At 69.3% G+C, this 25,704-nt stretch carries 21 protein-coding genes and 2 pseudogenes; 11 read left to right on the forward strand and 12 right to left on the reverse strand.

The window, feature by feature from the left end; all coding sequences use genetic code 11:
- Window positions 1–159: 159 nt before the first annotated feature.
- Window positions 160–288, reverse strand: a complete 129-nt coding sequence (locus STRNI_RS01410) for a hypothetical protein (protein ID WP_266447104.1) — start codon at window positions 286–288, stop codon at window positions 160–162.
- A gap of 506 nt (window positions 289–794) precedes the next feature.
- Here STRNI_RS01410 and STRNI_RS01415 point away from each other — a divergent pair.
- The gene (locus STRNI_RS01415) at window positions 795–1,046 is read left to right on the forward strand and encodes a hypothetical protein (protein ID WP_018093598.1); all 252 of its coding nucleotides are present in this window, start codon (window positions 795–797) and stop codon (window positions 1,044–1,046) included.
- Between the two features lie 415 nt (window positions 1,047–1,461).
- Window positions 1,462–2,194: pseudogene (gene ku, locus STRNI_RS41280) on the forward strand (non-homologous end joining protein Ku).
- A gap of 317 nt (window positions 2,195–2,511) precedes the next feature.
- Here ku and STRNI_RS01425 read toward each other — a convergent pair.
- Window positions 2,512–2,703, reverse strand: coding sequence for a hypothetical protein (locus STRNI_RS01425; protein WP_266447097.1), 192 nt, complete (start codon window positions 2,701–2,703; stop codon window positions 2,512–2,514).
- Between the two features lie 195 nt (window positions 2,704–2,898).
- Here STRNI_RS01425 and STRNI_RS01430 point away from each other — a divergent pair, with 195 nt between their 5' ends.
- Entirely contained in the window at window positions 2,899–3,714 is an 816-nt protein-coding gene (locus STRNI_RS01430; RefSeq protein WP_266447094.1) for a protein-L-isoaspartate O-methyltransferase family protein, read from the forward strand.
- A 1,049-nt stretch (window positions 3,715–4,763) separates the two neighbouring features.
- Here the strand turns inward: STRNI_RS01430 and STRNI_RS01435 are convergent.
- The 3 genes from STRNI_RS01435 to STRNI_RS01445 form a co-directional block, all read right to left on the reverse strand.
- Complete coding sequence (locus STRNI_RS01435; protein ID WP_277410322.1) at window positions 4,764–5,312, reverse strand: nitrobindin family protein; 549 nt, start codon at window positions 5,310–5,312, stop codon at window positions 4,764–4,766.
- A 308-nt stretch (window positions 5,313–5,620) separates the two neighbouring features.
- A complete protein-coding gene (locus STRNI_RS01440; protein ID WP_277410323.1) occupies window positions 5,621–6,412 on the reverse strand; it encodes an alpha/beta fold hydrolase in 792 nt (263 codons plus the stop codon).
- 172 nt (window positions 6,413–6,584) lie between these two features.
- Entirely contained in the window at window positions 6,585–8,867 is a 2,283-nt protein-coding gene (locus tag STRNI_RS01445; RefSeq protein ID WP_277410324.1) for a protein kinase domain-containing protein, read from the reverse strand.
- Window positions 8,868–9,081: 214 nt separating this feature from the next.
- On the opposite strand from STRNI_RS01445, the gene STRNI_RS01450 reads away from it, so the two are divergent.
- Both STRNI_RS01450 and STRNI_RS01455 read left to right on the forward strand, forming a co-directional pair.
- Complete coding sequence (locus tag STRNI_RS01450) at window positions 9,082–9,906, forward strand: aminoglycoside adenylyltransferase domain-containing protein (RefSeq protein WP_277410325.1); 825 nt, start codon at window positions 9,082–9,084, stop codon at window positions 9,904–9,906.
- Window positions 9,907–10,384: 478 nt separating this feature from the next.
- Window positions 10,385–11,476 (forward strand): endonuclease/exonuclease/phosphatase family protein, encoded by a 1,092-nt coding sequence (locus STRNI_RS01455; protein ID WP_277410326.1) that lies wholly within the window; start codon window positions 10,385–10,387, stop codon window positions 11,474–11,476.
- Between the two features lie 303 nt (window positions 11,477–11,779).
- On the opposite strand, the gene STRNI_RS01460 is transcribed toward STRNI_RS01455, so the two are convergent.
- The 7 genes and pseudogenes from STRNI_RS01460 to STRNI_RS01490 form a co-directional block, all read right to left on the reverse strand.
- The gene (locus STRNI_RS01460) at window positions 11,780–12,856 is read right to left on the reverse strand and encodes an LmeA family phospholipid-binding protein (protein ID WP_277410327.1); all 1,077 of its coding nucleotides are present in this window, start codon (window positions 12,854–12,856) and stop codon (window positions 11,780–11,782) included.
- Between the two features lie 172 nt (window positions 12,857–13,028).
- Window positions 13,029–13,883 carry an urease accessory protein UreD gene (locus STRNI_RS01465; RefSeq protein WP_277410328.1) on the reverse strand — a complete coding sequence of 285 codons (855 nt, stop codon included), beginning with the start codon at window positions 13,881–13,883 and terminating at the stop codon, window positions 13,029–13,031.
- Entirely contained in the window at window positions 13,880–14,575 is a 696-nt protein-coding gene (ureG, locus tag STRNI_RS01470) for an urease accessory protein UreG (RefSeq protein WP_018093168.1), read from the reverse strand. Before ureG ends, STRNI_RS01465 begins: the two co-directional genes overlap by 4 nt.
- Window positions 14,576–14,602: 27 nt before the next feature.
- On the reverse strand, window positions 14,603–15,277 hold the full coding sequence (locus STRNI_RS01475) for an urease accessory protein UreF (protein WP_266447182.1): 675 nt from the start codon (window positions 15,275–15,277) through the stop codon (window positions 14,603–14,605).
- A gap of 113 nt (window positions 15,278–15,390) precedes the next feature.
- Window positions 15,391–17,370 carry an urease subunit alpha gene (locus tag STRNI_RS01480; protein WP_277413181.1) on the reverse strand — a complete coding sequence of 660 codons (1,980 nt, stop codon included), beginning with the start codon at window positions 17,368–17,370 and terminating at the stop codon, window positions 15,391–15,393.
- A gap of 68 nt (window positions 17,371–17,438) precedes the next feature.
- Complete coding sequence (locus STRNI_RS01485) at window positions 17,439–17,804, reverse strand: urease subunit beta (protein ID WP_267880683.1); 366 nt, start codon at window positions 17,802–17,804, stop codon at window positions 17,439–17,441.
- A 150-nt stretch (window positions 17,805–17,954) separates the two neighbouring features.
- Window positions 17,955–18,248: pseudogene (locus tag STRNI_RS01490) on the reverse strand (urease subunit gamma); the annotation flags it as partial.
- A gap of 423 nt (window positions 18,249–18,671) precedes the next feature.
- On the opposite strand from STRNI_RS01490, the gene STRNI_RS01495 reads away from it, so the two are divergent.
- The 6 genes from STRNI_RS01495 to STRNI_RS01520 all read left to right on the forward strand — a co-directional run bounded on the left by STRNI_RS01495 (window position 18,672) and on the right by STRNI_RS01520 (window position 25,659).
- Entirely contained in the window at window positions 18,672–19,403 is a 732-nt protein-coding gene (locus STRNI_RS01495; protein WP_277410329.1) for an AfsA-related hotdog domain-containing protein, read from the forward strand.
- 129 nt (window positions 19,404–19,532) lie between these two features.
- Entirely contained in the window at window positions 19,533–20,177 is a 645-nt protein-coding gene (locus tag STRNI_RS01500; protein WP_018093173.1) for a methyltransferase family protein, read from the forward strand.
- 8 nt (window positions 20,178–20,185) lie between these two features.
- Window positions 20,186–22,912, forward strand: coding sequence for a PEP/pyruvate-binding domain-containing protein (locus STRNI_RS01505; RefSeq protein WP_277410330.1), 2,727 nt, complete (start codon window positions 20,186–20,188; stop codon window positions 22,910–22,912).
- On the forward strand, window positions 22,909–23,895 hold the full coding sequence (locus tag STRNI_RS01510) for a UbiA prenyltransferase family protein (RefSeq protein WP_277410331.1): 987 nt from the start codon (window positions 22,909–22,911) through the stop codon (window positions 23,893–23,895). The genes STRNI_RS01505 and STRNI_RS01510 overlap by 4 nt, the downstream gene beginning before the upstream one ends.
- A 5-nt stretch (window positions 23,896–23,900) precedes the next feature.
- On the forward strand, window positions 23,901–25,013 hold the full coding sequence (locus tag STRNI_RS01515) for an MDR family NADP-dependent oxidoreductase (protein ID WP_277410332.1): 1,113 nt from the start codon (window positions 23,901–23,903) through the stop codon (window positions 25,011–25,013).
- Between the two features lie 103 nt (window positions 25,014–25,116).
- On the forward strand, window positions 25,117–25,659 hold the full coding sequence (locus STRNI_RS01520; RefSeq protein WP_277410333.1) for an NUDIX domain-containing protein: 543 nt from the start codon (window positions 25,117–25,119) through the stop codon (window positions 25,657–25,659).
- Window positions 25,660–25,704 lie beyond the last annotated feature (45 nt).

Genomic DNA, 25,704 nt, shown 5'->3' on the forward strand with positions numbered 1-25,704 from the left:
GCACCGACGGACTGCAGTTCGCCCGGCGGAGCCAGGGGGGCAATACTGCCCGCCAGTTGCTGGAAGGCATTCTGCGGGACCAGTTGGGCTTCCCCGGCGTTACCGTCTCGGATTTCCTCTTCGGTCTGCGCGGCCCAGGCCTCTCCCTGCGGGCCCGGCCTAGACGTCAAGGAGCCGTTCCAGCAGCAGCGCGCGCAACGGCTGCCCGGCGAGCCGGCCGCCGGGACCGTGTCGTGGGACCACGTCGATCGTGCGGCCCTGCGCATCCTGCGGACCCAGTTGGCCCATCACGCATCCAACTTGGAGGACGAACCCGGCGCCGATGTCATCTCCTCAGCCGAGCACCGGGCCCTCCCCTCGCCCGCGAGGTATTCCGCGCATCGACCGTGCTGCTCGAGAACGACAGGGCTCTTCTCCCTCTAGACGCCGGGAGGCAGGAATACGCCTTGCCGGCGGATAACCGGGCAGTGGTGCGCGACCTCGCGGGGCTGCGGATCGGCCTCCCTCTGTACATCACTACCGGGGCGAGCAACGGCTGGAGGCAGCTCGACGCGACCCTTCATGCATTTCCTTGCCCCATGCACCCAATTCCCCCTACCGCACCTTTGGGCGCGCTCCGGTGCAGGTGTAAGGTCTACGTAAAAGGTACCTAGGCGACATATCCGACCCTGTCCATGGCATGACCGTCAGGAGTCGGTTTACCCAGGGGCAGCTCCCGAACTTCCCGTCCCCTGCGGAGACTCATCGTCAGGTGGCGGGCCGCAAGTTCCCTAGCCTGAAGAAGGTGTGGACCTATGTCCACCAATCGTTTGACGCGAGCCATCGCTCTGACCGCAGGAGGCCTCCTGCTGGCAGGTGGCGCCGCGGTTGCCACAGCCGGGACGGCGTCCGCCACCCCGACACACGCACCGGTCAGCTACTCCAGCCACGACGACGGGCATGACTGGGGCTACTACCACGACCATGGTCGTGGTTACGGCGACTACTACGACTACGGTTACGGCCTTGGTGGTTACGTGATCATCATTGGCCTTGGCGGCTACTGACGACCGTCGCTTCCTGTCCGTCCAAGCGCGCCGGTGCCCGGGATTCCCTGTCCCGGGCATCCCTCATGCCGCCGGGGGCACCGCCGGGCGCCGCCCCCCGGCAGTCGGCACGTTCGGTGGCAGGGGCGGCACAGCGAGTTCTGCTACGACGCCCGGGGGGCGGGACCCAGCCGGTGGCGTGGCTTGTCGCAGCGTACGGGCGCCCAACCGATCCCCGCGCCGACCGCCGGGTACCTGGCATGCGTCGCCGGCGCCACCAGCCATAGCTGACCACGGGCACTCGCCCCGCCGAGGCCCGCCTGCCGCTTCGCGGGGTGGTCCGCAGTGCGGCCCGCCACCGGCCACCGGAGGCTCATGAGCATGGAAGCCACACTCGCCGATGCGGACCGTCTGGCGAGGCGCCGTCACCTTCGGCATGGTGGTCTTGCCCGTACGTCTCGTCTCTGCGACCGAGTCCCATCGCGGGCGGTTCAGGGAGATTCACCACCGAGACGGCGGGAGGACCCGTCACAAGCGCGTCTGCGAGGTGGAAGGCACGCAGGAGGACATCCCGTACGGGGACGTCGGGCGGGCGGCGGAGCTGCCGGACGGGCGGCTGGTGCTGATCACCGACGAAGACCTCGAATCGCCTTCCCCGGCCCACACGGCACGTGGCGGAAGTCCTCGGCTTCGTCCCGGGGCCGACATCGACCCGATCAGCTACGACCGCGCCTACTACGCGGCGCCCGACGGGGCGGCCGCGGACCGCCCGTACGTGTTGCTGACCGAGGCCCTCGCGCACCGGCTACGTGGGCCTCTGCAAAATCGCCCTCCGCCAGCGCGAAAGACTCGCGGTGCTGCGCCCCCGACACGGAGTGATCGTGCTGCAGACCCTGATGTGGCGCGACGAGGTGCGCGAGCCCGGAGACCTGGGCCCGTCGGCACCGGTCTCCGATAGGGAGCTGCAGCTCGCCGAGCTGCTCCTGTCCGAACTCACCGGCGTCGAGATGCAGCAGATGGAGGACGTATACGGGCACGCGCTGGAGCAACTGGTGGCTGCCAAGATTGTGGGAAGCGAAGTGCCGGAGCTGCCGACGCCACAGCATGCCGTCGACCTCATGGCTGAGCTTGAGCAGAGCGTCCAGGCCGCGCGCCGCTCCCGCCAGTAGGCCAGTCGGCTAGTAGACCGGTCCGGCCCGCGCCCCGTCAGTGGAAGCCCAGCATGCCGGGTGGGCCGATATCGAGGGTGGCCACGCCGGGCGCGGGCGGGTAGGCGTCTTCGGTTGCCGGTCGGCAGGGTCGACATTCCGGTTCGGTGCACTCCGGACGTGGCAGTGCGGAGTACAGGGCATGGCAGGAGTCGGGGTCACCGTAGCCGTCGCGGATCATGGTGCCGACGCTGATTCTTCCGCGACCACCACCCCGAGGACCTGGCAGCCGCTGACAACCTCGTCGAACTCTTCCAGCAGATCAAGGGCATCGGCCCCTACACAGCAGCCGCCATGGCCTCCACGCCGCACGTGACCCTGTCGTCTTCGGCGTCGACGTGTGGGACCGCGAGATCCTCGCCCGACGGCTCCTCGACGCCGAGGACGCCGCCCCCGATGACATCCACGAACACCTCACCCGCCTCTTCCCCGACCACACCGGAACCGCCGCGCTCCACCTCGTCGAGCACGAATACCTCCACCCCCCGTCGCCCCGCTCCTGCCCCCGACGCGATCAAGACCTGGAACCAGGAACTGCACCGTGAGGAGCTGCACCGTGAGGAGCTGCCCGCGGTGCTGTACGGCGGCGAGAGCGTGCTGATTCAGCACGACGGGGAACCCTTGGTGGGCCGGCCGGGGCCCGTTCCGGCGGGGCGATCACATCCATGTCCACCGTGATGGGCCTGACCGCATCCGTACTGGAAGAGCTGGACCTGCGGCCCGGGCGGAGGGTGCTCGATGTCGGCACCGGTGCTGGGGTGACCGCGGCGGTGGCCTGTCACGTCTGCGGAGACACGACGGTGGTCACCCTCGACCGGGACCCGAACGTCGCGGTCGCCGCCCAGGCGCGGATCGGCGCTCTCGGGTTCCGGCCCGCTGTGGTGAGCGGCACCGGAGAGTCCGGCTGGCCGGAAGGCGCGCCGTACGACCGGATCTTTGTCTCCTTCGCGCTCCCGTCCGCGCCAGAGGCGCTGGTCGATCAACTCGGTTCTGGGGGCGTTCTGTTGATGCACATCACGACGGACTCGCCGTCGTGGCCCGCGCTGGCAGTGGTCTCCAGGGGCCCGGACGGGCGGATCTCCTCGCACCTGCGGGCGGTGGAGTTCGCCCACCGGGCGGCGCACGGCCGCAAGCAGGTCTTCCTCTCCCCCGCGTTCCGCGAGCGCATCGCGGCCCGGCGCACCGAGGGCGGCGCGGAGGTCCGACGGTTCCGGTCTTCTGAAGTGCCGCCACTGGAGGAGGCCCGCGGTTTCTGGCTCGCGCTGGACGCGTTGCACTCGGGCTTGGTGCAGCACAGGGGCGTCAACGACCTGGTGATCGGCGCGCCAAACTGCGGTTCCTGGATGGCTGGCAGCCCGGACGGCTCCGGCGCATGGGCGGTCATGCCCCGCTGGCCCGCGGGACATCTGGACCGAGGTCCACCAGACAGCCCTGCGCTGGCGGGACGCCGGCGAGCCGGAGGCCTACCGGCTCGATCTTGAGCCCGACGGCACGCAGCGAGTGAGCGCCGGCCACGGGGAGAGCACAATGGCCTGGCAACTCCCTGCGCCCCGCGATACCGCCACGCAGGCAACGCCATGAGCATGCCACCACGACTATCGCCACACCTGCAGCTCCACGCACCGCCAGCGGCTGGACCACGAGCGAGATCGTGTGGCAGGCCGAGTTCCAGCCGTCGGGAATCCCTGCCGCGGACGCGGAAGGCGTCGTCGCCGGAGTCTTTGACAGCGGACTGCATAACCTGGCCAGCCTGATTGCAAAGGAGACGGTGCCGGCCGACTGTCAGGAAATGCAACGCTGGCGCCTACGGCCACGCGGGCGCCGGCCACCGCGTCTAGCTGGACAGGGTATGCAGCGCCCGCATCGGCCGACCTGCACCGCCCACCCCTGACCGGCGACAGCTTTGCCACCGACACCTACTGAACACCCGTCGCAAACGGTCCCTCAGGGGTGGGCAGCTAGCAGCTACCGCATCGGCTCCGGCTCCGGCTCCACGCAGCTTGGGGGCGAGATTCTCCATCGCGAGCAGCGTGCCCGAGTAAGCACGACGACCACCGCCCGGCGAGACCAAGTACTTCGCGCCCATTCCCGACTTCTCCCCCATGCGGCTGGCTTGGAGCCGCCGATGCTGACCGAGCAGCTGAACGGCGGCGGCTACTACGCACGTTGACGTCCGCCGTGGCCTCTGGAAGCTGAAACCCCGCCGTCGGGAGCCTGGCTGGGCCGACCGTTGCTGAGTTCTTGCACGGCGGGGCGGAGCGGGGGCGAGGCGGGGCGACAGAGCCCCGGCGCGCAGGAAGGCTCGTACGGATGCGGATAAGGATGCGGATGCCGATGCGATTGCGGCTCGGCTGACGGGAAGGGGGCGGCGGTCTCTGCATCATTCCCGTCCTGAAGCCGATGCCGGTGCGGCAGGCAGGCCCACACCTGCAGACCCGCAGACCCGCACCGACAGACCTGGCCCGGAAGCCCCACACCGGCAGACCCACTCCGGCAGGCCCTCACGACGTATGTGCCCCCCTGGCGCCACCTAGCTGCCGGCCCCGCGCCGCAGTTGGGCCGAAAGGTGGTGTTGCAGTGGCTGACCGACCGCCGCGAGATCGTGGACGAAGGTGAGCGTGTACTCGTCGGTCAGGGTGTAGCGGCGGTGGGTGGCGTTGACCTCCTTGGCGGTGGGGGCGAGAGCCACCTCATGGGTGGTGAGGTCGACCACTCCCTCGCCGGCACGGCCGACCGAGATCTCCGCGATGCCGGTGGGCTGGGTGATCAATGCCTCCACCCGCCCATCGGGCTGTAGCCGCCACCAGCCGCTCTCCCGGGCCGACGGCCGCAGCGGGGTGTCGTCCGCATCGAGCAGCCAGGCGCGCGCCTCGTAGTGGAGGAAGGGGCGCCCGTCGTGGCTGAAGGTGACCTCCTGCGCGTACGTGAACTCCTCGGCCAGCGTGGGGTACCCGCCACGGCCCCGGCCGAACCAGGTGCCCAGGAGCCCGATCACCGGCGTGAGCAGTGCGTGCGGCGCAGGTGCTTCGTCGGGTCGCAAAGCGTCGGGATACGGGTGCTTCGGGGCGTGGTCGGACATGATGTGCGCTCCTGGGTTGAGGCGGGTGCCGGGTGGCAGCCTAGGGCGTCGATCCACCGACGCCGGGCAGCGGAGGGCGCGCCGCCCGGTGACTGCCGTACGGGCACGGTGGAGCCGGTGCTGCCGCATCCTCCGTACGCGCTCCCGGGGCGAGGGAGCAAGGGGGCCGGCTGACCGAGTGGCTTCCTGACGTCAACCCGCCTCGATACCAGGGGTGTTGGGCGAGGCACTGGCTCGTCTCCTTGTTGGAGTGGCCCTCGTTCGTCACCTGTCCGGTCCGGCAACCGTGAGGCGCCCGACCCGCCTCCCTATCCGTTCAGCAGGCTGCGGAGGTGGTTGGAGACGGCCATCGGCTGCTCCGTCGGCGCATCGTGCCCGGACATCACCTGTGTCAGACGGGCTCCTGTGATGCCCTGTGCGAGAGCGGCGGAGTGGTCCGGGGTGACGAGGATGTCGTTGGCCGCGGCGATCACGAGGGTGGGGACGCTGAGCTCTCGTAGTTCGGCCCGGACGTCGATGCGTAGGGCGAGGTCGATGTGCTGGCGCGTGCCGGGCGGCAGAGCGGCAGCGGTCTCCCTCGCCAGGCGGTCGAGGTCCGCGGTGTCCAACTGGTCGAGCGCGGCCGGGCCGCAGGAGAGCTGAAGGAGGTACCGGCCCAGCAAGGCGGGCTCGGCGTCCATCAGTTGTTGCCAGTTGTGCAGGGCCAGACGCAGCCGGGTGTCGGGGCGGGCGAAGCCGGTCAGCAGGGCCAGCGCGGTGACCTCGCCAGGATGGCGGACGGCATGACGTACGGCGATGGCGCTGCCCATGGAGTATCCGACGACCGCATAGCGTTCGAGTCCGGCCTGTGCGGCTGTCAGGGCAATGCTGTCGGCGAGGGTGTCCAGCTGGAGGGGGCCCTCGGGCAGGGCGCTGCCGCCCGAACCCGGATTGTCGACCAGGAGGACCCGGTGGTGCGAGGCCAGGTGTTCGGGGAGGCTGCCCCAACTGGTGGCGCCGCTCCCTCCTGCACCGTGGACCAGAACCACGGGGGTGCCCTGGCCGTGCTCGGCGTAGTGCAGAACGGCAGGGCGCTCGGCGGGGACGGCGACGTCGGGCACGGGTGTCTCCTTTGTCCGGGGCGGGCCGGGCAGGCCAGGAAGGCCTGACAGGCCAGTTACACCGTAGGTGTCGACCGCTCTGCACTAGCTGCCAGGTCAGGGGCCGGCTGAACACTTCCCGGCGGCCGCATCTCCGCTACGCTCCCCCTCCCCCGAGCGGCGCCCGGCTGCCCTACGAGCCCTCGTTGACGACCGCCCGCTCCACCGCGCCGTCCTCGACGTGCCACTTCTTGAGGATCTTCGCGTATTCGCCGTTCCTGATGAGGCGGTCGAGAGCTTCCCGTACGGCGTCGCGCAGAGCCGTGTTCGTCTTGGCGACCGCTATACCGTAGAGAAGGGGTTCTAGCTGCTCACCGCTGAGTTCGAGGGCGGTGCCGCCTGCGCGGGTCGCGGCGTTGTGGGCCGCGACCGGGAAGTCGTCGAGGCAGACCGTGGACCGGCCCTTGGCGACATCGTCGTAGACGTCCTCCGGTGAGTCGAACGCCCGGATCTTCAACTTCTGGGGGACCTGCCGGTTCAGCTGGTCCAGGAGGTCACGGGCGACCGTGCCGCGCTGGACGGCGACCTTCCTGCCGGCCAGGTCTCGGGGGGCCTTGATGTCCTCCGGGTTGCCCTTGCGGACGACGAGCACCAGCCCGGACTGGAAATAGTCGACCAGGTCGACGCCGCCGCTGCCGGTCTTCGTGCCGTCCGTGCGCCCTTCCTGACGGTCCTTGGTGTCGGTCATCGCCGACATGACCAGGTCGAAGCGGTTCGCATGCAGGCCGGTGAGGAGGGTGTCGAAGACGGCGTTCACGAACTTGACGCGCAGGCCCAGCTCACGGCAGAGGGCGTTCGCGAGGTCGACGTCGAGACCGGCGGGCTTGCCGTCCCTGACGAACTCCATGGGCTCGTAGGCGATGTCCGAGCCGATGGTGACGATGCCCTTGTCGCGTATCTCCTTCGGCAACCGGTTGGACGGGGTCCCGATGGCCGAAGGGTTCCCACCCGGCTTGGAGCCTCCGGACGGCTTCCCGCTGCCGCCGGGCTTGCCCCCGGCGCTCGTGCTGCCGCCGTCCCCGCCGTCCGGCTGAAGCACCCAGGCCAATGCCCCGCCACCGGCTCCGACCCCGACGACGGACAGCGCGGCGAGCACACGGCGCCGGCTCGGCCCCGGGGACGCGGGCCGGCCAGGGGACGCGGTCTGCCCAGGAGGCCAACCCGACGGGACGGCGTGCGGCCCCGGTGACGGAGCGGGGCCGTGGCGCTCCTGCGGCGGAGTGGCGAGGGCTGGGCCGTACCCGTCCGGGGACGGAGTGGCGAGGGCTGGGCCGTACCCGTCCGGGGACGGAGTGGCGAGGGCTGGGCCGTACTGGCCCGGGGGCGCAGTGGCGGGCTGCGGAGGCGTGGGGGTGCCTGCGGGCGGCGGTACGTCGTACGACGGCGGGGGCGGTGCGCCGTCCGCCGTCGTACGGGTCGGCAGCCGGTCGTAGGGGACGTCGGCGGGCCCCTCGGCCGGGGTCCGCGGCGCGAACATGTCCGGGGACCTGGGGTCGCTGAGCTGCGCGGACAGACTGCGCAGCTGTACGGCGACGGGCTCCGGCAGCCAGTCGCCGTAGGGGCCCGGTGCGCCCACCCGTGCCATGAGAGCGGGCAGAGCGGGCCGCCGCTCCGGATCCTTCGCCAGGCATGTCGCCGCCAACTCGCGTAGGAAGTCCGCGAGTTCGTCGAGCCGAGGCTCCTCGTGCACGGTGCGGTACATGAGGACCTGCGGATCGGCGTTCCCGTAGGGGCCGCCGCCCGTCGCCGCGTACACGATCACCCCGCCCAGCGCGAACACGTCCGCCGCGCCCGTGACCTTGGGGCCGGTCATGACGAGTTGCTCGGGCGCCATGAACCCCGGGGTGCCGAGGGCGGTGCCGGTCGTCGTCAGGGCGGTGTCCGCGGCGGAGTGCGCGATGCCGAAGTCGATCACGCGCGGGCCCTCGGCGGTGAGCAGGATGTTCGACGGCTTGAGGTCGCGGTGCACCAGCCCGTGCGCGTGTACCGCCGTCAGGGCGTGCAGCAGGCCGGCCGTCAGCAGCCGCACCGCGTGCTCGGGCAGCGGCCCGCAGTCGTGCACGGCATCGGTGAGCGAGACACCCGGCACGTACTCGGTCGCCATCCAGGGCACGTCGTCGTGTGGCGCGGCATCGACCACCGGCGCCACGAACGGTCCGCCCACCTGCTGGGCCGCGGATACCTCACGGGCGAAACGAGCGCGGAAGCCCCGGTCGTCGGCGAGTTCGGAGCGCGCGGTCTTCACCGCCACCGGCCGCCCGTCCGCCGCGCGGCCGAGATAGACCCGTCCCATACCGCCGCCACCGAGCAGCCCGATGATCCGGAACGGACCGATCTGCTGCGGATCGTTCTTCGCCAGCGGTCGCACCAATACCCCCACCCGTGCCAGCAGTTGTCCGACACTATTCTCCCCCACGGCCCGGTCGTCGGGGCAGCGGACGGCCGTCCCTCCGGCCCCGCCCCGCCCTCGGGACGGGTGCACGGCCGGGATTCGCGCAAAGGCTGCTCGTGCGGTCTGTAAGAGGGCTCTCTGTGGGTCGTGTGGGTCGGTGTGTCCCGCTCAGGGGCTGGGGTGGTCGCTGCCGGCCCGCCCGCGCCCCGCCGGAATGGGCGTGTATGACACTGACGTGATGGATCAGCTTGGGCGGACCGTCGAACTCGTCCGCGACACGGTGGGACCCGACCTTGTCGGCATGTACCTGCACGGGTCTGCCGTGCTCGGGGGCCTTGCCCCGGCCAGCGACTTGGACGTCCTGGCCGTGACACGCAGGAGTCTGGGAGACCGTCAGCGGCATTCACTGCTGGAGGGGCTCCTGCAGATCTCCGGCTTGACCTCCGGAGTCCGGCCGGTCGAACTCCTCGTCGCTGTCCAGTCCGAGGTCCGGCCCTGGAGGTTCCCGCCGACGGGGGACTTCCTCTTTGGCGAGTGGCTGCGTGAGGACTTCGTGGCGGGCGGGATTCCGCAGCCTGGTCCGATGCCGGACCTGGCCCTGGTGATCACGATGGTCCTGGCGGGTGACCGCCCCCTGACGGGCCCGCGGCCCGCCGAGGTGCTCGACCTGGTGCCGCATTCCGACCTCGTCCAGACGAGCGTCGCGGGCGTCCCGGAACTCCTGGCCGAGCTGGATACGGACACCCGCAATGTCCTGCTGACCCTCGCGCGTATTTGGACCACTCTCGCCACCGGCGAGCTCAAACCGAAGGATGCCGCTGCCGACTGGGCTCTCGCTCGTCTGCCCCCGCAGCACCGCTCTGTCCTGGAGCACGCAAGGAACCTGTATCTCACGTGCCATTACCAGGACGAGACGTGGAGCAATGAGCTGAAGTCCCAGGTCCGACCCATGTCGAGGACGTGCTGGCCCGAATCAACAGTCTGCGCCGCAGACAGGAGTGAACGGGTGGGACGGCTCCCCGCACCGTGGTTGAGCTCAGCGTGGGATCCGGTCCGACTTTGAGGCGGGGCTGCCGAAGCGGGTCAGTGCTTCTTCGACCAGTCCTAGCGTGGACCGCGGCGGGTGAGCCTGCGGGTCATGAGGGTAGTGAGGGTCATGAGGGTGATGAGTGCCCAGGTCAGATGCGCTTCGGAGTGCTGCGGGAGACGTTCGTGGTCGCGGACGTTGCGCCGGGCCTTCGTGATCCAACCCAGTGTCCGTTCGACGGGTTGCTCACCCGCGCAGTCTCCTGTGCCTGCGGTCTGAGGGCCGCCCCCGGGGCCTTGTGTCCGGCCGTCATCCGCAGCGCGTATGTCCGGGTCAGAAGGATCGGTGGATGTCGCCTTCGGCGATCATCGCCCGACGGGACGGCGGACTACCGTCGTGAGGGCCCGCTCCGCTGCTGACGCCCCAGGGCTGCTCCCCCGCCCCGGGAGCGGCCCTGCTCCGTTCGACAGCCATGGCCCGCCGCCGGAGAATCGGAAGTGTGCAAGGAGGGGCCATGAGCATCCGCATAGCCACTTTCAACTGCGAAAACCTCTTCCGGAGGCCCATCGTCTTCGGTAGCGGAAACGACCCTATACGCGACGCCGTGCTCGAGGACTTCAGGAAACTTGTCGAAATCCTCGATCACGACACGTATACGGCCAACGACAGAACAAAGATCATCGAGCTTCTCAAGAAGCACAGCGTCGATGTCTCCCAGGAAATCTCCACCCAGACGATCCTGATGAACGAGCCGCGCGGACGGGCCCGGCTGCTCCAGGGCGAGGGCAGGAACATCGAGGTCAGGGCCGAGGCCACGGGACGGTCCGCCTGGGTCGGCTGGGCCGAACTGGTCAAGGACGACCTCAGCTGGGACGCCGTCAAAAACACCGCCAGGGTGATCGCCGAGGTGAACGCCGACATACTGCTGACGGTCGAAGTCGAGGACCGGCTCACCCTGCACCGCTTCAACAAACAGGTGATGGCGGGCCAGTTCGAAGCGGAACCGTATCCGTTCAACATGCTGATCGACGGCAACGACATTCGCGGCATCGACGTGGGGCTGTTCAGCCGGCACCCGATCACCTCCGTACGCTCGCACATCTTCGACAAGAAGAATTCCCGGGACATCTTCAGCCGGGACTGCCCGGAATTCGAGATCGACATCGATGGCGAACCGCTCTGGCTCCTCGGGAACCACTTCAAGAGCAAGCGCGGCGGCGGAGGCGGCGACAAACGCAAGCTCCAGGGCGAGCGCGTCGCCCAGCTCTACCAGGCCGCGCTCGAGCGCTCGGCCCATGTCGTAGTCGCCGGGGACCTCAACGACACGCCGGGCAGCCCGCCGCTCACGTTCCTCGAGGCCACCGGCCTGAAGGACGCGATGACCCACGACAGTTACGAAGGACCGCCCGGCACCCACGGGAAGTGCACGAACCCCAGCGACAAGATCGACTACCTGATGTTCTCGCCGGAGCTGTTCGCCAAGGTGGACAAGGTCGAGGTGGAGCGGCGTGGGATTTTCGAGTTCGGCACCCCGTTCGACACCGTGACCGGACCCGGCGACCAGGCTTCCGACCACGCTGCCATCGTCGCCGAACTCGACCTGTAATGGCAGCCCGGCGGCGCCGCGGGGCTGCCGGGCGAGGCGAGGGCTGGTCGATCGACCCGGAAATAGCTCTGCCCCCATCCACTGCACCGCTCGGTGCACGGATCGTCACCCTGCCCTCGCCGTCCGACCGCACGGTCCGCACGGTCCGCACGGTCCGCACCACGGTGGATGCGATCACGTTGGCCGGCAGGCCCGTGATCCTCCTGTCGCTGATGATCGCTGGCACGAGACGCGTTCCCCCACCACACCACGTGATCGACGATCAGGAGCTCGACGCCTTACCGCCAGCCATGCGCGCACTCGCTAGCCCACCGGTACGTCCTTGCCGGTCAGCTGCGCCCGAATGCCGTTCTTCGTCACGGAGATGTCGCGCAGCCGAATGTCGCCCGGCAGGTTGTCCGGCAGCTGAGCGGAGAACTCCATCTTCTGTGCGACCTTCGGCTCCCGGAGCTTTTGCAGGCCCTGGATGAGCGAGGGATCGATGCCGGTGGGCTTGAGCAGCGACGGATGGTCCACGAGGGTGTCCAGCACGTGGCCCTTCATCATCTGCTGCGGAAGGACGTGCTTCCCGGTCGTCTGTTGCAGCTCGCCTTCGTCCATCCTGTCGGCGACGGGTGCAGTCAGCTGCAAGCCACCGCCCTTTCCCGGTACGTACGTGAGCAGGCCGGGCACCACCACGCGCGTGTCCTGCACGGTCATGCGCAGGCCGCGGTCCCCGGTGCGCTGCAACTGCGCACGCCCCCGGATCTGGGCCTGCTTGTCGCCCACCGGCACGTCGCCGCCGGCCAGCACGGTGTTCTTCTCGGGGCCGGGCATCAAGTGGATCTGCGACGCGCCGACTTCGCGGTTCAGGTCCTTGAAGTCCAGCAGGACGTCACCGCGCACCCGGCTCAGCACCGCACCCTTCACCGAGGACGGCAGGCTGCCGACGATCCGGATGTCGTCCACCGTCCCCTTCACCTGAGCGACGGAGACCGGCCCGGCTTCGACATCGGGGACGTTGACCTCGACATGGTCGATGTTGCCCGCGAGCACCTCCCCGATCAACGGGAAGCTGTCGATGTGCACCTCGGGCTCGGCACGCAGCTTCAGCGCCTTCTGTACCTGCTGCGCCGCCAGGTTCTCCGCGTAGAGCACGGCCCACCGGTCCCCGAGCGCGAGAAACGCAAGAACGACGGCCAGCGCGACGACCACCTTCGCGGTCCTCCGCACGATCCGCCGCGGCTTGCGCTCGGTCCGCGGGTGCTCCTTCTCGTCGACGGTGCTCGTGTTGTCAGTGCCTGCGTTGGCTGCGGTTGTGTCTCCAGCCGGGTCGTCCTGGGCAGCACGGCTCGCCGGTACCCGCGCCTTGGAATCTGCGGAAGGTTCGTTGGAGGGCATCGCCACCATGCGACCACAGCCCAGGCACTGGAGCCAAGTTGTGCACAGTCTTCGAGATACCTACGCGGAGGGCGCCGAAGCCGGAGTCGGTGCCGTGCCCGAGACCAGGCCGCTCCCCCTCGCCGCCGGCGATGTGGTCCGCAGCCCACCGAGAGGCTGCGGACCGTCTGCACTACTCGCCGAGGGCGTGTCTGAGTGCTTCGTCGAGTAGCTCCCGCAGGGCCGAGGAGGTCGGTGCGACAGCGGTGGCGAGCAGGGCCGGGCCGCCGGCCAGCGGCGCGAGGACCGCACAGCCGTCCTTGGTCGCTTCGCGGAGCAGGGTGGGGGCACGTGTGACGTCCAGCTCTGGGTCCACGACGAGGAGTTGGCCGACGGCGCGGTGTCCGTCCAGGACCGCGGGGCCGTCCCAGCCGGGCGCTGGGTCTCCGTAGGCGGTGTGTTGGTCGAGCAGCGGGCGGCCTGCGTGGTGTACCCGGATGCGGCTGACGAGGTGGCCCGGTTTCTCGTTGGCTCTGCCCAGGATTTGCTCCTCGCGCAGCAGCAGTCGTGAGGTGGCGGCGAGGCTGACGGTGTAGGTCTGTTGCAGGTTGCTGTCGGCGGCGCTGATCAGCGGCTGTGGCAGCCAGCGCAGACGGGCGTGCTCCCCGGCGGTCAGCCGTACGTCGTAGGTGGCCGGCGCGGTGGTGGGACCGCGGAGGGCGAGTGTGGCGGCGGCCGTGGTGACGTCCAGTTCGGCCCGGTCTTCTGCGGTGATGTCGAGGGCGAGTCGGTCGCCGCCGAGCGGGGCGCTCATCGCGCCGATGATTCCCACCCTGGCGGCCTTCCCGCTGGTGCGCATGCGTCGTAGATGGAACGGGCCGTCGCTGCGCAGTTGCGGAAGCGTGGTGACGCGGCCGTTGTACGTGGCGCGGATGCGGGCGGTGGCACGCACGCCGTCCGGGTGGCCGCAGGTTTCCTCGGTGCCGGCGGCGGGACCGGCGGCATCGAACCGGGACCTGAGTTCGGAGAGTTGGGCACCGGAGTTCATGCCGACGCCTTCGCGCGCCACCGGGTGAGGTGCCCGGTGACCCAGTCGGCGATCTCGCGGATGCCGTCGTCGGAGGTCAGGCTGGTGAAGACGACGGGACGGTCGCCACGTTGCCGTTTGGCGTCGGCGGCCATGGTCCCGAGGTCGGCACCGACGTGCGGAGCAAGGTCGGTCTTGTTGACGACGAGGAGGTCGGCGGTGGTGATGCCGGGGCCTCCCTTGCGAGGGATGTCGTCGCCGCTGGAGACGTCGATGACGAAGATCTGCGCATCGACGAGGCCCTTGGAGAAGGTGGCGGTGAGGTTGTCGCCACCGGACTCGATGAGCACGAGATCGAGGGGGTCAAGGGTCTCGTCGAAGTGCTCGACGGCCTCCAGGTTGGCGGAGATGTCGTCCCGGATCGCGGTGTGCGGGCAAGCTCCGGTCTCCACCGCGGTGATCCGCTCGGGTGCCAGCACGGCCTCGCGCAGCAGGAACTCGGCGTCCTCGCGGGTGTAGATGTCGTTGGTGACGACGGCGAGGGAGAGTTCGTCGCGCAGGGTGCGGCAGAGTGCGGCGACACTGGCGGTCTTGCCGGAACCGACGGGACCACCCAGGCCGACGCGGAAGGCGCGGAGGCTGCCGTCCGTGCGCTGCGGCTCGGCGCTGTAGGTGTGGCGGTGGGGCATGGTCACGGGGTGATCGAGGTGCATGGGAACTCCAGGAGGCAGGGGGTGGGTTCAGGAGGCGAAGAGCCGCACGGTCCAGGCGGCGTGCTGCTCTCCCGTGATGTCCAGCAGCGGGGAGGACGCCGACGGCAGGGCGTCAAGGCCCTCGGTCGCCACGCGGGCCGCCGCGTCGGCGGCGGACGCGGCGACGGTGTCGATCTCCGCGCTGAGGCGTGCCAGCAGCCGCGAGGCGTCGAGTGGATCGAGGCTGAGCAGGCGCACCGCCGCGGTGGCCGGGCCGCCGGTGCTCTCGTAGGCTGCGGCACAGGCGGCGTCCTGCGGGGTGAGCCCGGCGGCCCGGGCGGCGAGACCCTGGACGATGGGCTGATGGGCACCCTGGGGTCGCTCGGCGGCCAGGCGGTCGAGTTCGGCGGACGGGAAGGTGGCGCGTGCCGCGCGCATCATCTGCCGGCCGAGCCTGCGGGCCACGGCGCGCAGTGCGGGGACGGGGGTGCGTGCGTCGGCGGCATCGTCCAGCAGCAGCGGATCGCATCCGGCGGCGGCCGCGGCAGCCAGGCCGGCCGTGGTCAGACCGGTGGTGTGCAGGCGCCCGCGGCAGAAGGCTTCGAGGCTGTCGATGTCGTGTACGGCTTTGTGGGCGACCGCGGCTTCGACGCCGCCGGAGTGGGCGTGCCCGCCGGCGGGGAAGCGGCCGTCGGCCAGCAGGAGCAGTGCGGCACGGCTCATGGGCGAGCGGCTGCCTTTCGCAGGGTCGGAAGGTGTGCCGTGGTCCTGGCGGGCACAGGTGCCTGCCAGGACCACGGCCGCGGGTACGGCGTCGTCGGCCGGGCAAGGGCCGGTCAGAAGAGGAAGTACCTCTGGGCCATGGGCACTTCACTGACGTAGGTGCGCGGTACGGTCACTCCGTTGAGTTCCGTGCGGGCGTCCCCTGTGGTCGCACCGCCAATGGTGACCTCGAAGCTGTTGTGGTCGACCTTGAGGCTCTCCGGCACTGTGTCGTTCAGCTTCATATCGGCCTTGGTGACATCCCGGATACTCGTCGAGATGTCCACGAACTTCTTGGCGAGGCCGAGCCCACCGATCTTCATCTCGGTGACGTTCCCGCTGCTGTCCTGGACGGTGACGACTCGCGAGTTCAACGCGTCGGCCACGCCCGGTGCCACGAAGTTGTACGAGTTGCTCAGGGGGGATCGGCCGGTGGAGCCCCAGACCGCCCGCGGCAGGAAGGGCTGCGGTGTCGTGATCGACGCGTTGGCGTCGCCCACCTGCGCATACGCGAGCTGCCCGCCCTTGAGGACCATGTGCATCTTGACGCCGAAGAACTTCGGCTCCCAGAGCACCAGGTCGGCGAGCTTCCCGGTCTCCACGGAACCGACGTGACCGTCGATGCCGTGCGTGATGGCCGGGTTGATCGTGTACTTGGCGACGTAGCGGCGTGCCCGGTAGTTGTCGTTCGGGATCAGCCTGTCCGCGTTGTGCGAGTGGTCGGTGTCGTCAGCGATCGGGCGGACCTTCGCGCTCTCGAGGTCCTCCTTCAGTGGGCCGTAGCGGGATTTCATGACGTGCGCGGTCTGCCAGGTGCGCATGATCATCTCGCCGATGCGTCCCATCGCCTGAGCGTCGGAGGACATCATCGAAATGGCGCCCATGTCGTGGAGGAGGTCCTCAGCGGCCATGGTGGACGGCCGGATGCGGGAGTCGGCGAAGGCCATGTCCGCTGGAATATCCGGGTTGAGGTGGTGGCAGACCACCATCATGTCGACATGCTCCTTGACGGTGTTCACCGTCAGGGGGCGGGTCGGGTTGGTCGAAGCGGGCAGCACGTTCTCCTCTTTGACCAGCTCGATCATGTCCGGGGCGTGGCCACCGCCGGCGCCCTCGACGTGGAAGATGTGGACCGGGCGCTTCTTACCGTCCTTTGTGAAGGCGTTGCGGGTGCTGTCCAGGAAACCGGATTCGTTCAGCGAGTCGGCGTGCAGGGCAAGTTGGACCTGACGGCTCTCGCAGACGTCCAGTGCCGCGTTGATCACGGCGGGCGTGGCTCCCCAGTCCTCGTGGACCTTGAAGCCGATGACTCCTGCGTCGACCTGTTCGTTGAGGGCGTCGGTGTTCACCGTGCTGCCCTTGCCGAGCAGGCCGATGTTGACCGGGTACGCGTCCAGGCTCTCGAAGACCCGGGTGATGTGCCATTCGCCCGGGGTCACCGTGGTGGCCGTGCTGCCCTCAGCGGGGCCGGTGCCGCCGCCGATGAGCGTGGTCACCCCCGAAGCCAGGGCCTCGTGGATCTGTTCCGGGCAGATGAAGTGAACGTGGGTGTCCACGCCGCCCGCGGTGAGGATCCGCCCGTTGCCGGAAATGACCTCGGTGCTCGGACCCACCACGAAGTTCGTCGGCCGCACCGGCAGCGTCTGCTGCACCGGCAGCATGTCGCTCGGGGATGTACGGTCCGGCATCTCGAACTCGTCGTCCGGGATCGGGTCCATCGTCTCGGGGTTGTACGCCTTGCCGATGGCGGCGATCTCACCGCCGCGGATACCCACGTCTGCCTTGACGACCCCCCACCAGTCGAGGATCAGCGCACCTGTGATGACCGTGTCCACGGGCTTGCGGCCTTCGGCATCCCCGTCTCTGGGGATGTGGGACATTCCCATCGACTCGCGGATCACCTTGCCGCCGCCGAAGATCATCTCGTTGCCGCTGTGCTTCGGACCGCCGCTCCAGTCGGCCTCGACCTCGACGGTCAGAGCGGTGTCGGCCAGGCGGACGCGGTCCTTGGTGGTGGGCCCGTACAGAGTGGCGTACTCGGCCCGCTTCAGCAGGTTGCTCGACGCCGGGTTCCCCGGTGAGCTCGCCGACCTGCTGTTCGACGGGGTGGTCCGGTTGTTGCTCACTGGTACGTCTCCTCGCGCAGTCCCTTGACCTGTCGGTCTCCCCGGATCTCCACCAACTCGACGCAGCACTCGTCACCCGGCTCGAAGCGCACGGACGTACCCGCGGCAATGTTCAGCCGCCGCATCCGCGCCGCCTCGCAGTTTTTGAGCTCCTCGGGCGGCTCCAGCTCCGGACCGGAAGGGACCTCGACCTTGAGGACCTTCAGCCCCGGGTTGACCTCGGCGAAGTGATAGTGGGAACCGACCTGGATGGGTCGGTCCGACATGTTCTTCACCCTGATCCTCGTCCTGCCCTCACCCGGCAGCGTGGTGGCGTCTTCCTGTAGGTCTGCGTTGAACTCAATCGCCTTGTACCAAGACACCGCCTCCGCCTCTCGGCACTTGTCGCAGCACGGGGACGAGTCGTCGCCGCTGCCGCCGTCGCAGTCGACCGGGCAGTCCGGCTTGCGGGGCGGCCGGGGGTGCTCGACCTTGCCCGGGTAGACCTCGGGTTCCTCCGCGGCTTCCGGGAAGGGATCGTGGATGGTGACCAGCTTGGTGCCGTCCGGGAACGTGGCCTCCACCTGAACGTTCTTGATCATCTCTGGAACGCCGTCCATCACCTCGCCCCGGCTCAACAACTGCCGGCCCGAGTCCATGATGTCGCTGACTGTCTTGCCGGCACGCGCCTGCTCAAAGACGTGCACGGTCAACAGGGCCATCACCTCGGGGTAATTGAGGAGCAGGCCACTGCCACGGCGCCGCTGCGCCACGTCAGCCGCCACATGGATCAGCAGGCGCTCCTGCTCGTGCGGAGTCAAATGCACGATGAGCCGTTTCTCTTGAGCGGACAGTGCATGCGGCCGGGCATGCCGAAGGACACAGACACAGAAGACGTCTTCGGACGGCCCAGTCGCGCTTCGATCATCAGCGGGAGAAGTCATCGAGAAGTCCACGTCACGGATCGTGTACACGATCAGGTGATTCGAGTCGGAGAGTGCGCAGTCCCTGCCCCGCCCTACAGCAGGGATTGGGCGATCAAAGTCACCCGCCGCCGACGTGACCTGGACAGCGGGAAAATCCAGATCGAGCACGTCTGTGACGTCACCGGCCTCGACGCATCCTCTGCGATCGATGCCCAACTCGCCACGCCTCATGTAAATCGCAACCCTAACGTCCAGCGGACGACAAGGTGGGCAGGAAGAATCGGACGTTAAGTGTCTCCTGGGTTCAATGAAGGAAGTGGAGTCATGCCCGAAAAGGTCGTGTTCGTCGTCGGCGACAATTTGGCCACCAGGTCGAACTCGGTCGACCTGGTTTCCTTGTCCGAGTTTGCGGCGTCCCTCAAGGGGGAACTGATTTCCGAGCCTTTCCCGGTCGTCATCCCGGGACAGGGCATCGAGGATTACGAAAGGGAAATCGTCCGCAGCAAGCTGCGCCAGCATGGCTTACCGGAGTCGATACTCAAGGACATTCCCCTACCGGAACTGCTCTACCATTCCGAGGTGCACAAGCGTAAACCGGAGAACGTCCTCATCGCCGGGTTGCGAAAAGTCGAGGACGACCTCTTCAAGGCGACTCTGCGTATTTCGGACCGGCAGGAGATGGTCCTCGACCACACCACTGGTTCCCATGTGACCGCCATGGTGATAACCGAGGCGGTGCGGCAGATCTCGCTCGCCGTTGGAGAGCGGTATCTGCTGGCCCCGTCCGGGAGGGCTCACCGGTTCATCCTCAATTCTCTCCAGACGACGTTCCACAAGTTCCTGCTCCCGCTGCCGGCCCAGCTGGAGTACTCCGTGCAGGAGGTCAGCCAGAAGGGGCCGAACCGGCTGCGGTTCCGGGGCCGCTGCGACCTGGTGCAGGCGGGCGTCGTCGCCGCGTCGGGCTCCATGGACATGGTGGTGATGGAGGAGGAGCGGGCCGATCGGATCGAGGCGGAGCGCATCCGCGAGACGACACGCGCCCTGGCCGAACTCTAGGAGGAGGGCGATGCGGCGCGCATGGTCCTCAGCCGGCCGGCCGCGTCCTGATCACGGGTTGTCAGCGACGGGCGACACCAGCTCGGCGCGGGCCCCTCGTTGCCTGCGGGCTGTTTTGTGGAGGTGCTTATGGTGTGGGTTCTGCGCAAGTTTCCGCTGTTCGTGCTCGCCGTCTGCGTGGCGGCGACCGCAACGGCGCTGGTCCGTGGGGCGCTCGACTTCTCCGACCCGTGGCAGCGGGTGGCAACGCTGCTCGCCGGGCTCCACCTGCTGTGGCTGCTGCTGGAGACCTGGACGACCGTCCGCAGTTCGACGTCGACCGAGACGGCCACCGACCGCGGCACGATCTACGTGTACGCCGCCGCACGCGCGGCCACCGTCGCCGCGGCCTGTCTGCCATCGGCCGACCAGCAGACGTATCACCCGTGGATGCTTGCGGTCCCAGTGGTCTTCGCGGCGGCGGTCGGCGTGCGGCTGTCAGCGATCCGCACTCTCGGGCGTTTCTACTCGCACCGGGTGCGTGTGCTCAGCGACCACCAGATCGTCCGGACCGGACCGTACCGGTGGATTCGACATCCGGCGTACTTCGGCATGGCGCTGGCTCATATCGCCTTCGTGGTCTTCTTCCTCAACACCTACAGCGCGGCGGCCTTGATGATTCTGCTGCCGACGCTCGTCGTGCGCATTCTCGTGGAGGAGAGAACACTGCTCACCCTTCCCGGCTACTCCGAATATGCGGCGACCCACCGCCGCGTCATTCCCTGGATATGGTGAAATGCCCTATGAATATACTCCGTTCGCTGCGCATATCGAAGCCTTCACCGAGTGCCGGTCGGCGGCCGGTGCTGCGCGGACGCGCACTGCTGAATGAGGCGGAGGTCGGGCCGAAATTCGCCCGGCAGGCGCGGATGGCGGCGGCCGGTCTGCCGGTGCCCCGGTTCTTCTGCCTGTCGGCCGCCGTGTTCACCCAGGTATTGAGCCCCGTGCGCGCCGAGGTGGACGCCGTGCTCGGCGACGTCGACGCCGGGGATTCCGAGGCCCTGGGGAAAAAGGCTTCGATCCTGCGGGAGATGGTGCTGAGGGCACCGGTGCCGGCGGCGGCCGAACGGCAGCTATATGAGGCGTTCGACCAGGAGTTCGGGCCCGGCGCGGTGGTCTCGGTGCGCTCGTCGGTCGTCGGGTCCGGTGCCCAGGCCGGCGAGGACTCGGCGCACGACGCGTTCGCCGGAATCAGCGACAGCTTCCTCTACGTGACGCGGGACCAACTGCTGGACAAGGTACGCCAGTGCTGGGCCTCCGCATTCGGCCCGCAGGCGCTGCTGTACCGCGCCGCCCGCGGGGGCACGCAGCACGGGTTCGAGGTTGCCGTCGGCGTCCAGCGCATGGAGTTCGGCCGCCGCTCCTTCGTCCTGTTCACCTGCGATCCGCTGACCGGTGCCCGCGACCGGGTTCTCGCCGCCGGTCTCGGCATCGGTGAGGGCGTGGTCCAGGAGAAGGTGCCGGTCGACCACTACTTCATCAGCCGGCGCGACGACGCTGTGCGGTCGGTGCTCGCGCACAAGACGCAGCTGATGGAGGAGAACCCCGAGCGGCTCGCCGATGGACCGCGGACGGCACCGGTGCCTGAAGAACTGTGCGACACGGCCGTACTGACGGAGGAGCAGATCCGGAAGGTAGTGGCGACCGGGGACCGGATCGAGAGACTCTTCGGCTGCCCGCAGGACATCGAGGGGACCTTCACCGCCGACGGAACCCTGCATATCCTGCAGGCCCGGCCGGTGGTGCTGGAGCTCGACCGCCAGCGCTTGTGGAGCAACGCCAACATCACCGAGAGCTACCCGGACGTCACCACCGCGCTGACCTACTCCTTCGCCCAGCGCTTCTACCGCGAGGACTTTCACGACTTCTACCGCAGGCTCGGCGTCCGCCGCACGGTGCTCGACCGGCACGAGGGCGAATTACGAGGAATGATCGGGCTGTTGCGCGGCAGGGTCTACTACTCGCTGAGCGTCTGGTACACCCTGCACGGACTCAGCAGGACCTTCCCGCTGTGGCGCGGCAGCTTCGAACGCATGATGGGGATGTCGCCGTCGGTCACCCACGTCCGGCCCACCCCGCCCCTCACCTGTCCCGGCAAACTGCCCGCCACCTCGGCGGCCTTGGTGCGGCTGGCGGTGAGCCTGCTGACGCATGGCGCGGCGGCCCGGAACTTCGAGGCGTGGTGGCAGCGGACCCTCGCCGAGCACCGGACCGCGGCCACGACGGCCGATCCGCTGCAACTGGTCCAGCTGATGCGGTCGTTGTGGCGGGAAGCGGGCAGCCGCTGGGGCATCACGTTGGTCAACGACATCCTGCTCCAGATGCACGAGACGCTGGCCATGCGGCTGTTCGAGCGGTGGCTGCCGCAGGCCGACCCCGGGCTCCACAGCGACCTGCTGTGCGGCGGGGAGGAGAACCGCAGCGTCGTCATCCTGATGTCGGTCATCGACATCGCCGAACGGGTTCGCGGCATACCGGCGGTGCTCGACGCGCTCGCCGTCAAGACTGCCGAGGAGGTGTGGGAGGAGGTCGACGACGGCGCCTACGGAGCCGACCTCGCCGACCGGCTGCGGACGCATGTGGAACTCCACGGCGACCGGGGCCTGCAAGAGCTGAAGCTGGAGGTGCTGCTACCGCGCGACCAACCGTCCCAGCTCCTGCGCACGGCCGCGGAGTACGCCCGGGGCGACCTCACGCGGCAACTGCTGCGCACCCGCGAGGCCGAAGCCCGGCGGGCCGGCGAACACCGACTGGCCGGCCTGCTCACCGGACACCCGCTGCGCCGCCGGGTGCTGCGCGCGGTGGTGGCCGCGCAGCGCCGGCACATCAACATCCGGGAGAACACCCGCTACAACCGCAGCGAGTTGTTCGGCTTCGCCCGCCACGTGTACCACCGGCTCGGCGCTGACCTTGCCGCGCGCGGTCTGCTGGAATCGGCGCAGGACGTGGTTCACCTGACCGAGGAGGAGATCCTCGGCACCTACGACGGCACCGCGGTCACCGACGACCTGCGTGGCCTGGCGGCCTTGCGCCGGGCCGAGTACCACGCCCGGGGCGCCGAACTGCCGATGGACTTCGTGACCATGGGACCCGTCCGTGACGGGCTACCGGACCCGAACCGGGGCACGGCCGCCGAGGGCACTCTGCACGGCCTGGGCTCCAGCGGGGGCGTCGTGCGAGGCACCGCCCGGGTGGTTGTCGACCCGCATCAGCTCGGCGAACCCACGGACGACATGATCCTGGTGGCCAGGGAGACCGACCCCGGCTGGCTGTTCCTGATGCTGTCCGCCCGCGGCATCGTCGTCGAGCGCGGCACCCTGCTGTCGCACACCGCCATCTCCGGACGCAAGTTCGGCATCCCGACCATCGTGGCGCTCCAGCATGCGACAACCCGCATCCCGGACGGCGCCCGCGTCGAGATGGACGGCGCGGCCGGCACGGTGACGATCCTTGAGGAGGACGAGGCATGACACCCTCTTCCGTGACCGGCCCCGCGTCCCGCCCTCGCCCGGCGGACGAACCCCGCTCCGTGGCACGCAGCGCCCTCCGTCTGCGCGCCTTCTTCGCCGAACGGGCCCCCACCCGGATCTACTTGACCTATGCGGTGCTGTGGGTCCTGGCCCTCCAGGGCACACTGGCGGTGCTCGCGCCGGAGTCGGACTGGAGGCTCGGGGGTTCCCTCCTCACCGAGATCGCCACCGTCTATCTGGCGCTGCTGTTCATCCGGGTCGTCGACGAGCAGAAGGATCTGGAGTACGACCGGCAGTACAACCCGGACCGGCCGCTGCCGCGCGGCGCGATCGACGTGGTGGAACTGCGGGCCGCCATGGTACTGATCGTCGTCGCGGAACTGGCGCTCACCGGCTGGCGCTCACCGCTGCTGGCCGGATGGCTGCTGCTGGACCTCGGGTACATCTGCTTCCTGGTCCAGCTGGAGCGCTGGTCGGCGAGGGTACGGGACCGGATCTTCGTCAACCTGCTGGTGAGCTATCCGGTGCAGGCGTTGCTCAGCGTGCACATCTGGCTGTCCTTCCGGCAGGCCACTGGCACCGGGCCGGTGCCGGACGCGGTGTTCGGCGCCTTGCTGTGTGCCTGCGTCTTCCTGCACTACGAGTTCGCCCGCAAGACCGGTGCCCGCGTGGTGCCCGGTGCGTCGCTCTATTCGAACTTCGTCGGCCTGCGCGGCTCGGTGGCGCTGACCTCGGGCTTCGCGCTGGGCGCCGTGGGGCTGGCGCTCGCACTGGTGCGTCCCTGGGAACTGCACGGCGCGGTGGCGCTGGCGGGCTGGCTTCCGCTGTCCGCGCTGGGCTTCGTCTGGGGCGGAGGCGAACGGTTCGCCTCCCTGCGCACGTCGACCTGGCCGCCCGGACCGGCCATGGGATTCCTGGCTTGGTGCTACCTCGGCGTGTTCATCACCGCACTGGTGGTGGCCCGGCCGGGGTTCGGGGGATGACGCCGATGGCGCGGCGCACACCCGGAGCGGATGCCGCGGGCCGCCCGGATCCCGAAAGCCGCCCGGGCAGCAGCGGGTTCGGGGCGGCAGAGGGCGGCGCGGGCTCCCTCTCGCCGCCCGCCGTCCACCGTGAGGTCCGGCTGGCCGCCCACCCGGGCCGGGAGCTGCGGCCGGAGCATTTCGAGACGGTGGAGGTCCCACTGCGCCGACCGTCCGCCGGCCAGGTGCTGGTGCGGAATCTGGTGCTGCGGATCGGTGCTGCCACCCGCACCCTGATGGCGGATGCCGAGGTGCTGCCGATGCCCTCCTGCCGGCCAGGCCGGGCCCTGCGCGGCGCCGCTCTCGGCGAGGTGGTCGAGGCACCGGGGACCGGACTGCGCCCCGGCGAGCTGGTCCGGCACGACTTCGGCTGGCAGCAATACGCGCTGCTGCCCGCCGGCGCCGTACGACGGGTCGACTCGGCCCGATGGCCCGATCCCGCGGCATGCCTCTCCCAGGGGTTCGTCGGCTGGCTGGCGGTGACCCGGGGCGGCAGCGTGCGCTCCGGCGACACGGTCCTGGTCACCGGGGCGGCCGGCGGGGTCGGGTGTGTCGCGGGCCAGTTCGCCCGGCTGCATGGTGCCGGGCGGCTGATCGGAACGGTCGGATCCCGCTGGAAGGCCGACTATCTGGAGCGCGAGCTGGGCTTCGACGCCGTGCTGGTGCGAGGCGAAGGCCCGATCGGGGAGCAGCTGCGCGCGGCGGCGCCGGACGGCATCGACGTGCTGGTCGACACGGTGGGCGGCGAGCAGTTCGAGGCCGCCCTGGCGGCGGCCCGCCGCAGGGCCAGGTTCATGGTGGTGGGTGCCCTCGGCGACCAGGCCGCCGGCGGAACCCGGGCCGAGGCGACCGTCGACAACCTGTGGCTCGTCTCCCGAGGGATCACCCTCAGCGGGCTGTCGGCCGTCGACCACCACGCGTCGGTCGACTGCTGGGAGGCAGAGTTCAGCGGCGCGCTGCGTAACGGTACGGTCCGTTTCCCGCACGTACGACTGACCGGTCTCGACCGGGCCCCCGGCGCGCTGATCGACCTGATGGCGGGCCGTCACCTCGGCACGGTACTGGTGGAACCCACCTGATCCGGCGTGCCCCGCCGTGCGTCCGGGGAAGTTTCGGTGAGGCGACGACGATGACCTGATGTCGCGGTTGCCCAAGGGATCCCAACGGGACAGGGAGTTGAACATGGAAGAGATTGTCGCCCTCTACGCCCAGGACGAGGTGCCCGGCCGGGTCGTCGGCACCGCGCGCAGGAGCCGGGTGAGGGCCGAGAACCTGCCGCACGCGGCGGTGAAGATCCTCGTGCGCGACGCCGACGGGCGTATCTACGTGCACCGACGCACCAAGACCAAGGACCTCTATCCCGGCCTCCACGATGTCTGGGTCGGCGGGGTGATCGCCGCCGGCGAGGAGCCGCTCTCCGCTGCCGAGCGCGAACTCGCCGAGGAACTGGGGCTACGGGGCTGCGCGTTACGCCCCACCATGCGCCACTGGTACACCGACGCATACACCAACTACCTGACGTACGCCTACGAAACGCTCTACACCCCGGGCCGGCACGGGCCGATCGTCCACCAGCCGACAGAGGTCGCCGACGGCTGGTGGCTGCCCTGGCGCGAACTGACCGCCCAACTGTCCGACCCCCGCTGGCAGTTCGTACCGGACGGGCGGGAACACCTGATCCGCTACGCCGCGCAGCACCCCGAATCGGGAGGTCATCACCCCTGACCCGAGGCGTTCCACGGCACCCGGCGAAATGCCGTGTCACGTAGG

The organism is Streptomyces nigrescens (assembly GCF_027626975.1).
In the GTDB taxonomy this organism is placed as follows: Bacteria; Actinomycetota; Actinomycetes; order Streptomycetales; family Streptomycetaceae; genus Streptomyces; species Streptomyces nigrescens.

What these genes read in the sequence shown, in the direction of transcription:
- STRNI_RS01410 (WP_266447104.1), bottom strand. Translation starts at nt 288, where the DNA reads ATGGGCCAACTGGGTCCGCAGGATGCGCAGGGCCGCACGATCGACGTG.
- STRNI_RS01415 (WP_018093598.1), top strand. Translation starts at nt 795, where the DNA reads ATGTCCACCAATCGTTTGACGCGAGCCATCGCTCTGACCGCAGGAGGC.
- STRNI_RS01430 (WP_266447094.1), top strand. Translation starts at nt 2,899, where the DNA reads ATGTCCACCGTGATGGGCCTGACCGCATCCGTACTGGAAGAGCTGGAC.
- STRNI_RS01435 (WP_277410322.1), bottom strand. Translation starts at nt 5,312, where the DNA reads ATGTCCGACCACGCCCCGAAGCACCCGTATCCCGACGCTTTGCGACCC.
- STRNI_RS01450 (WP_277410325.1), top strand. Translation starts at nt 9,082, where the DNA reads ATGGATCAGCTTGGGCGGACCGTCGAACTCGTCCGCGACACGGTGGGA.
- STRNI_RS01455 (WP_277410326.1), top strand. Translation starts at nt 10,385, where the DNA reads ATGAGCATCCGCATAGCCACTTTCAACTGCGAAAACCTCTTCCGGAGG.
- STRNI_RS01460 (WP_277410327.1), bottom strand. Translation starts at nt 12,856, where the DNA reads ATGCCCTCCAACGAACCTTCCGCAGATTCCAAGGCGCGGGTACCGGCG.
- STRNI_RS01465 (WP_277410328.1), bottom strand. Translation starts at nt 13,883, where the DNA reads ATGAACTCCGGTGCCCAACTCTCCGAACTCAGGTCCCGGTTCGATGCC.
- ureG (WP_018093168.1), bottom strand. Translation starts at nt 14,575, where the DNA reads ATGCACCTCGATCACCCCGTGACCATGCCCCACCGCCACACCTACAGC.
- STRNI_RS01475 (WP_266447182.1), bottom strand. Translation starts at nt 15,277, where the DNA reads ATGAGCCGTGCCGCACTGCTCCTGCTGGCCGACGGCCGCTTCCCCGCC.
- STRNI_RS01495 (WP_277410329.1), top strand. Translation starts at nt 18,672, where the DNA reads ATGCCCGAAAAGGTCGTGTTCGTCGTCGGCGACAATTTGGCCACCAGG.
- STRNI_RS01500 (WP_018093173.1), top strand. Translation starts at nt 19,533, where the DNA reads ATGGTGTGGGTTCTGCGCAAGTTTCCGCTGTTCGTGCTCGCCGTCTGC.
- STRNI_RS01505 (WP_277410330.1), top strand. Translation starts at nt 20,186, where the DNA reads ATGAATATACTCCGTTCGCTGCGCATATCGAAGCCTTCACCGAGTGCC.
- STRNI_RS01510 (WP_277410331.1), top strand. Translation starts at nt 22,909, where the DNA reads ATGACACCCTCTTCCGTGACCGGCCCCGCGTCCCGCCCTCGCCCGGCG.
- STRNI_RS01515 (WP_277410332.1), top strand. Translation starts at nt 23,901, where the DNA reads ATGGCGCGGCGCACACCCGGAGCGGATGCCGCGGGCCGCCCGGATCCC.
- STRNI_RS01520 (WP_277410333.1), top strand. Translation starts at nt 25,117, where the DNA reads ATGGAAGAGATTGTCGCCCTCTACGCCCAGGACGAGGTGCCCGGCCGG.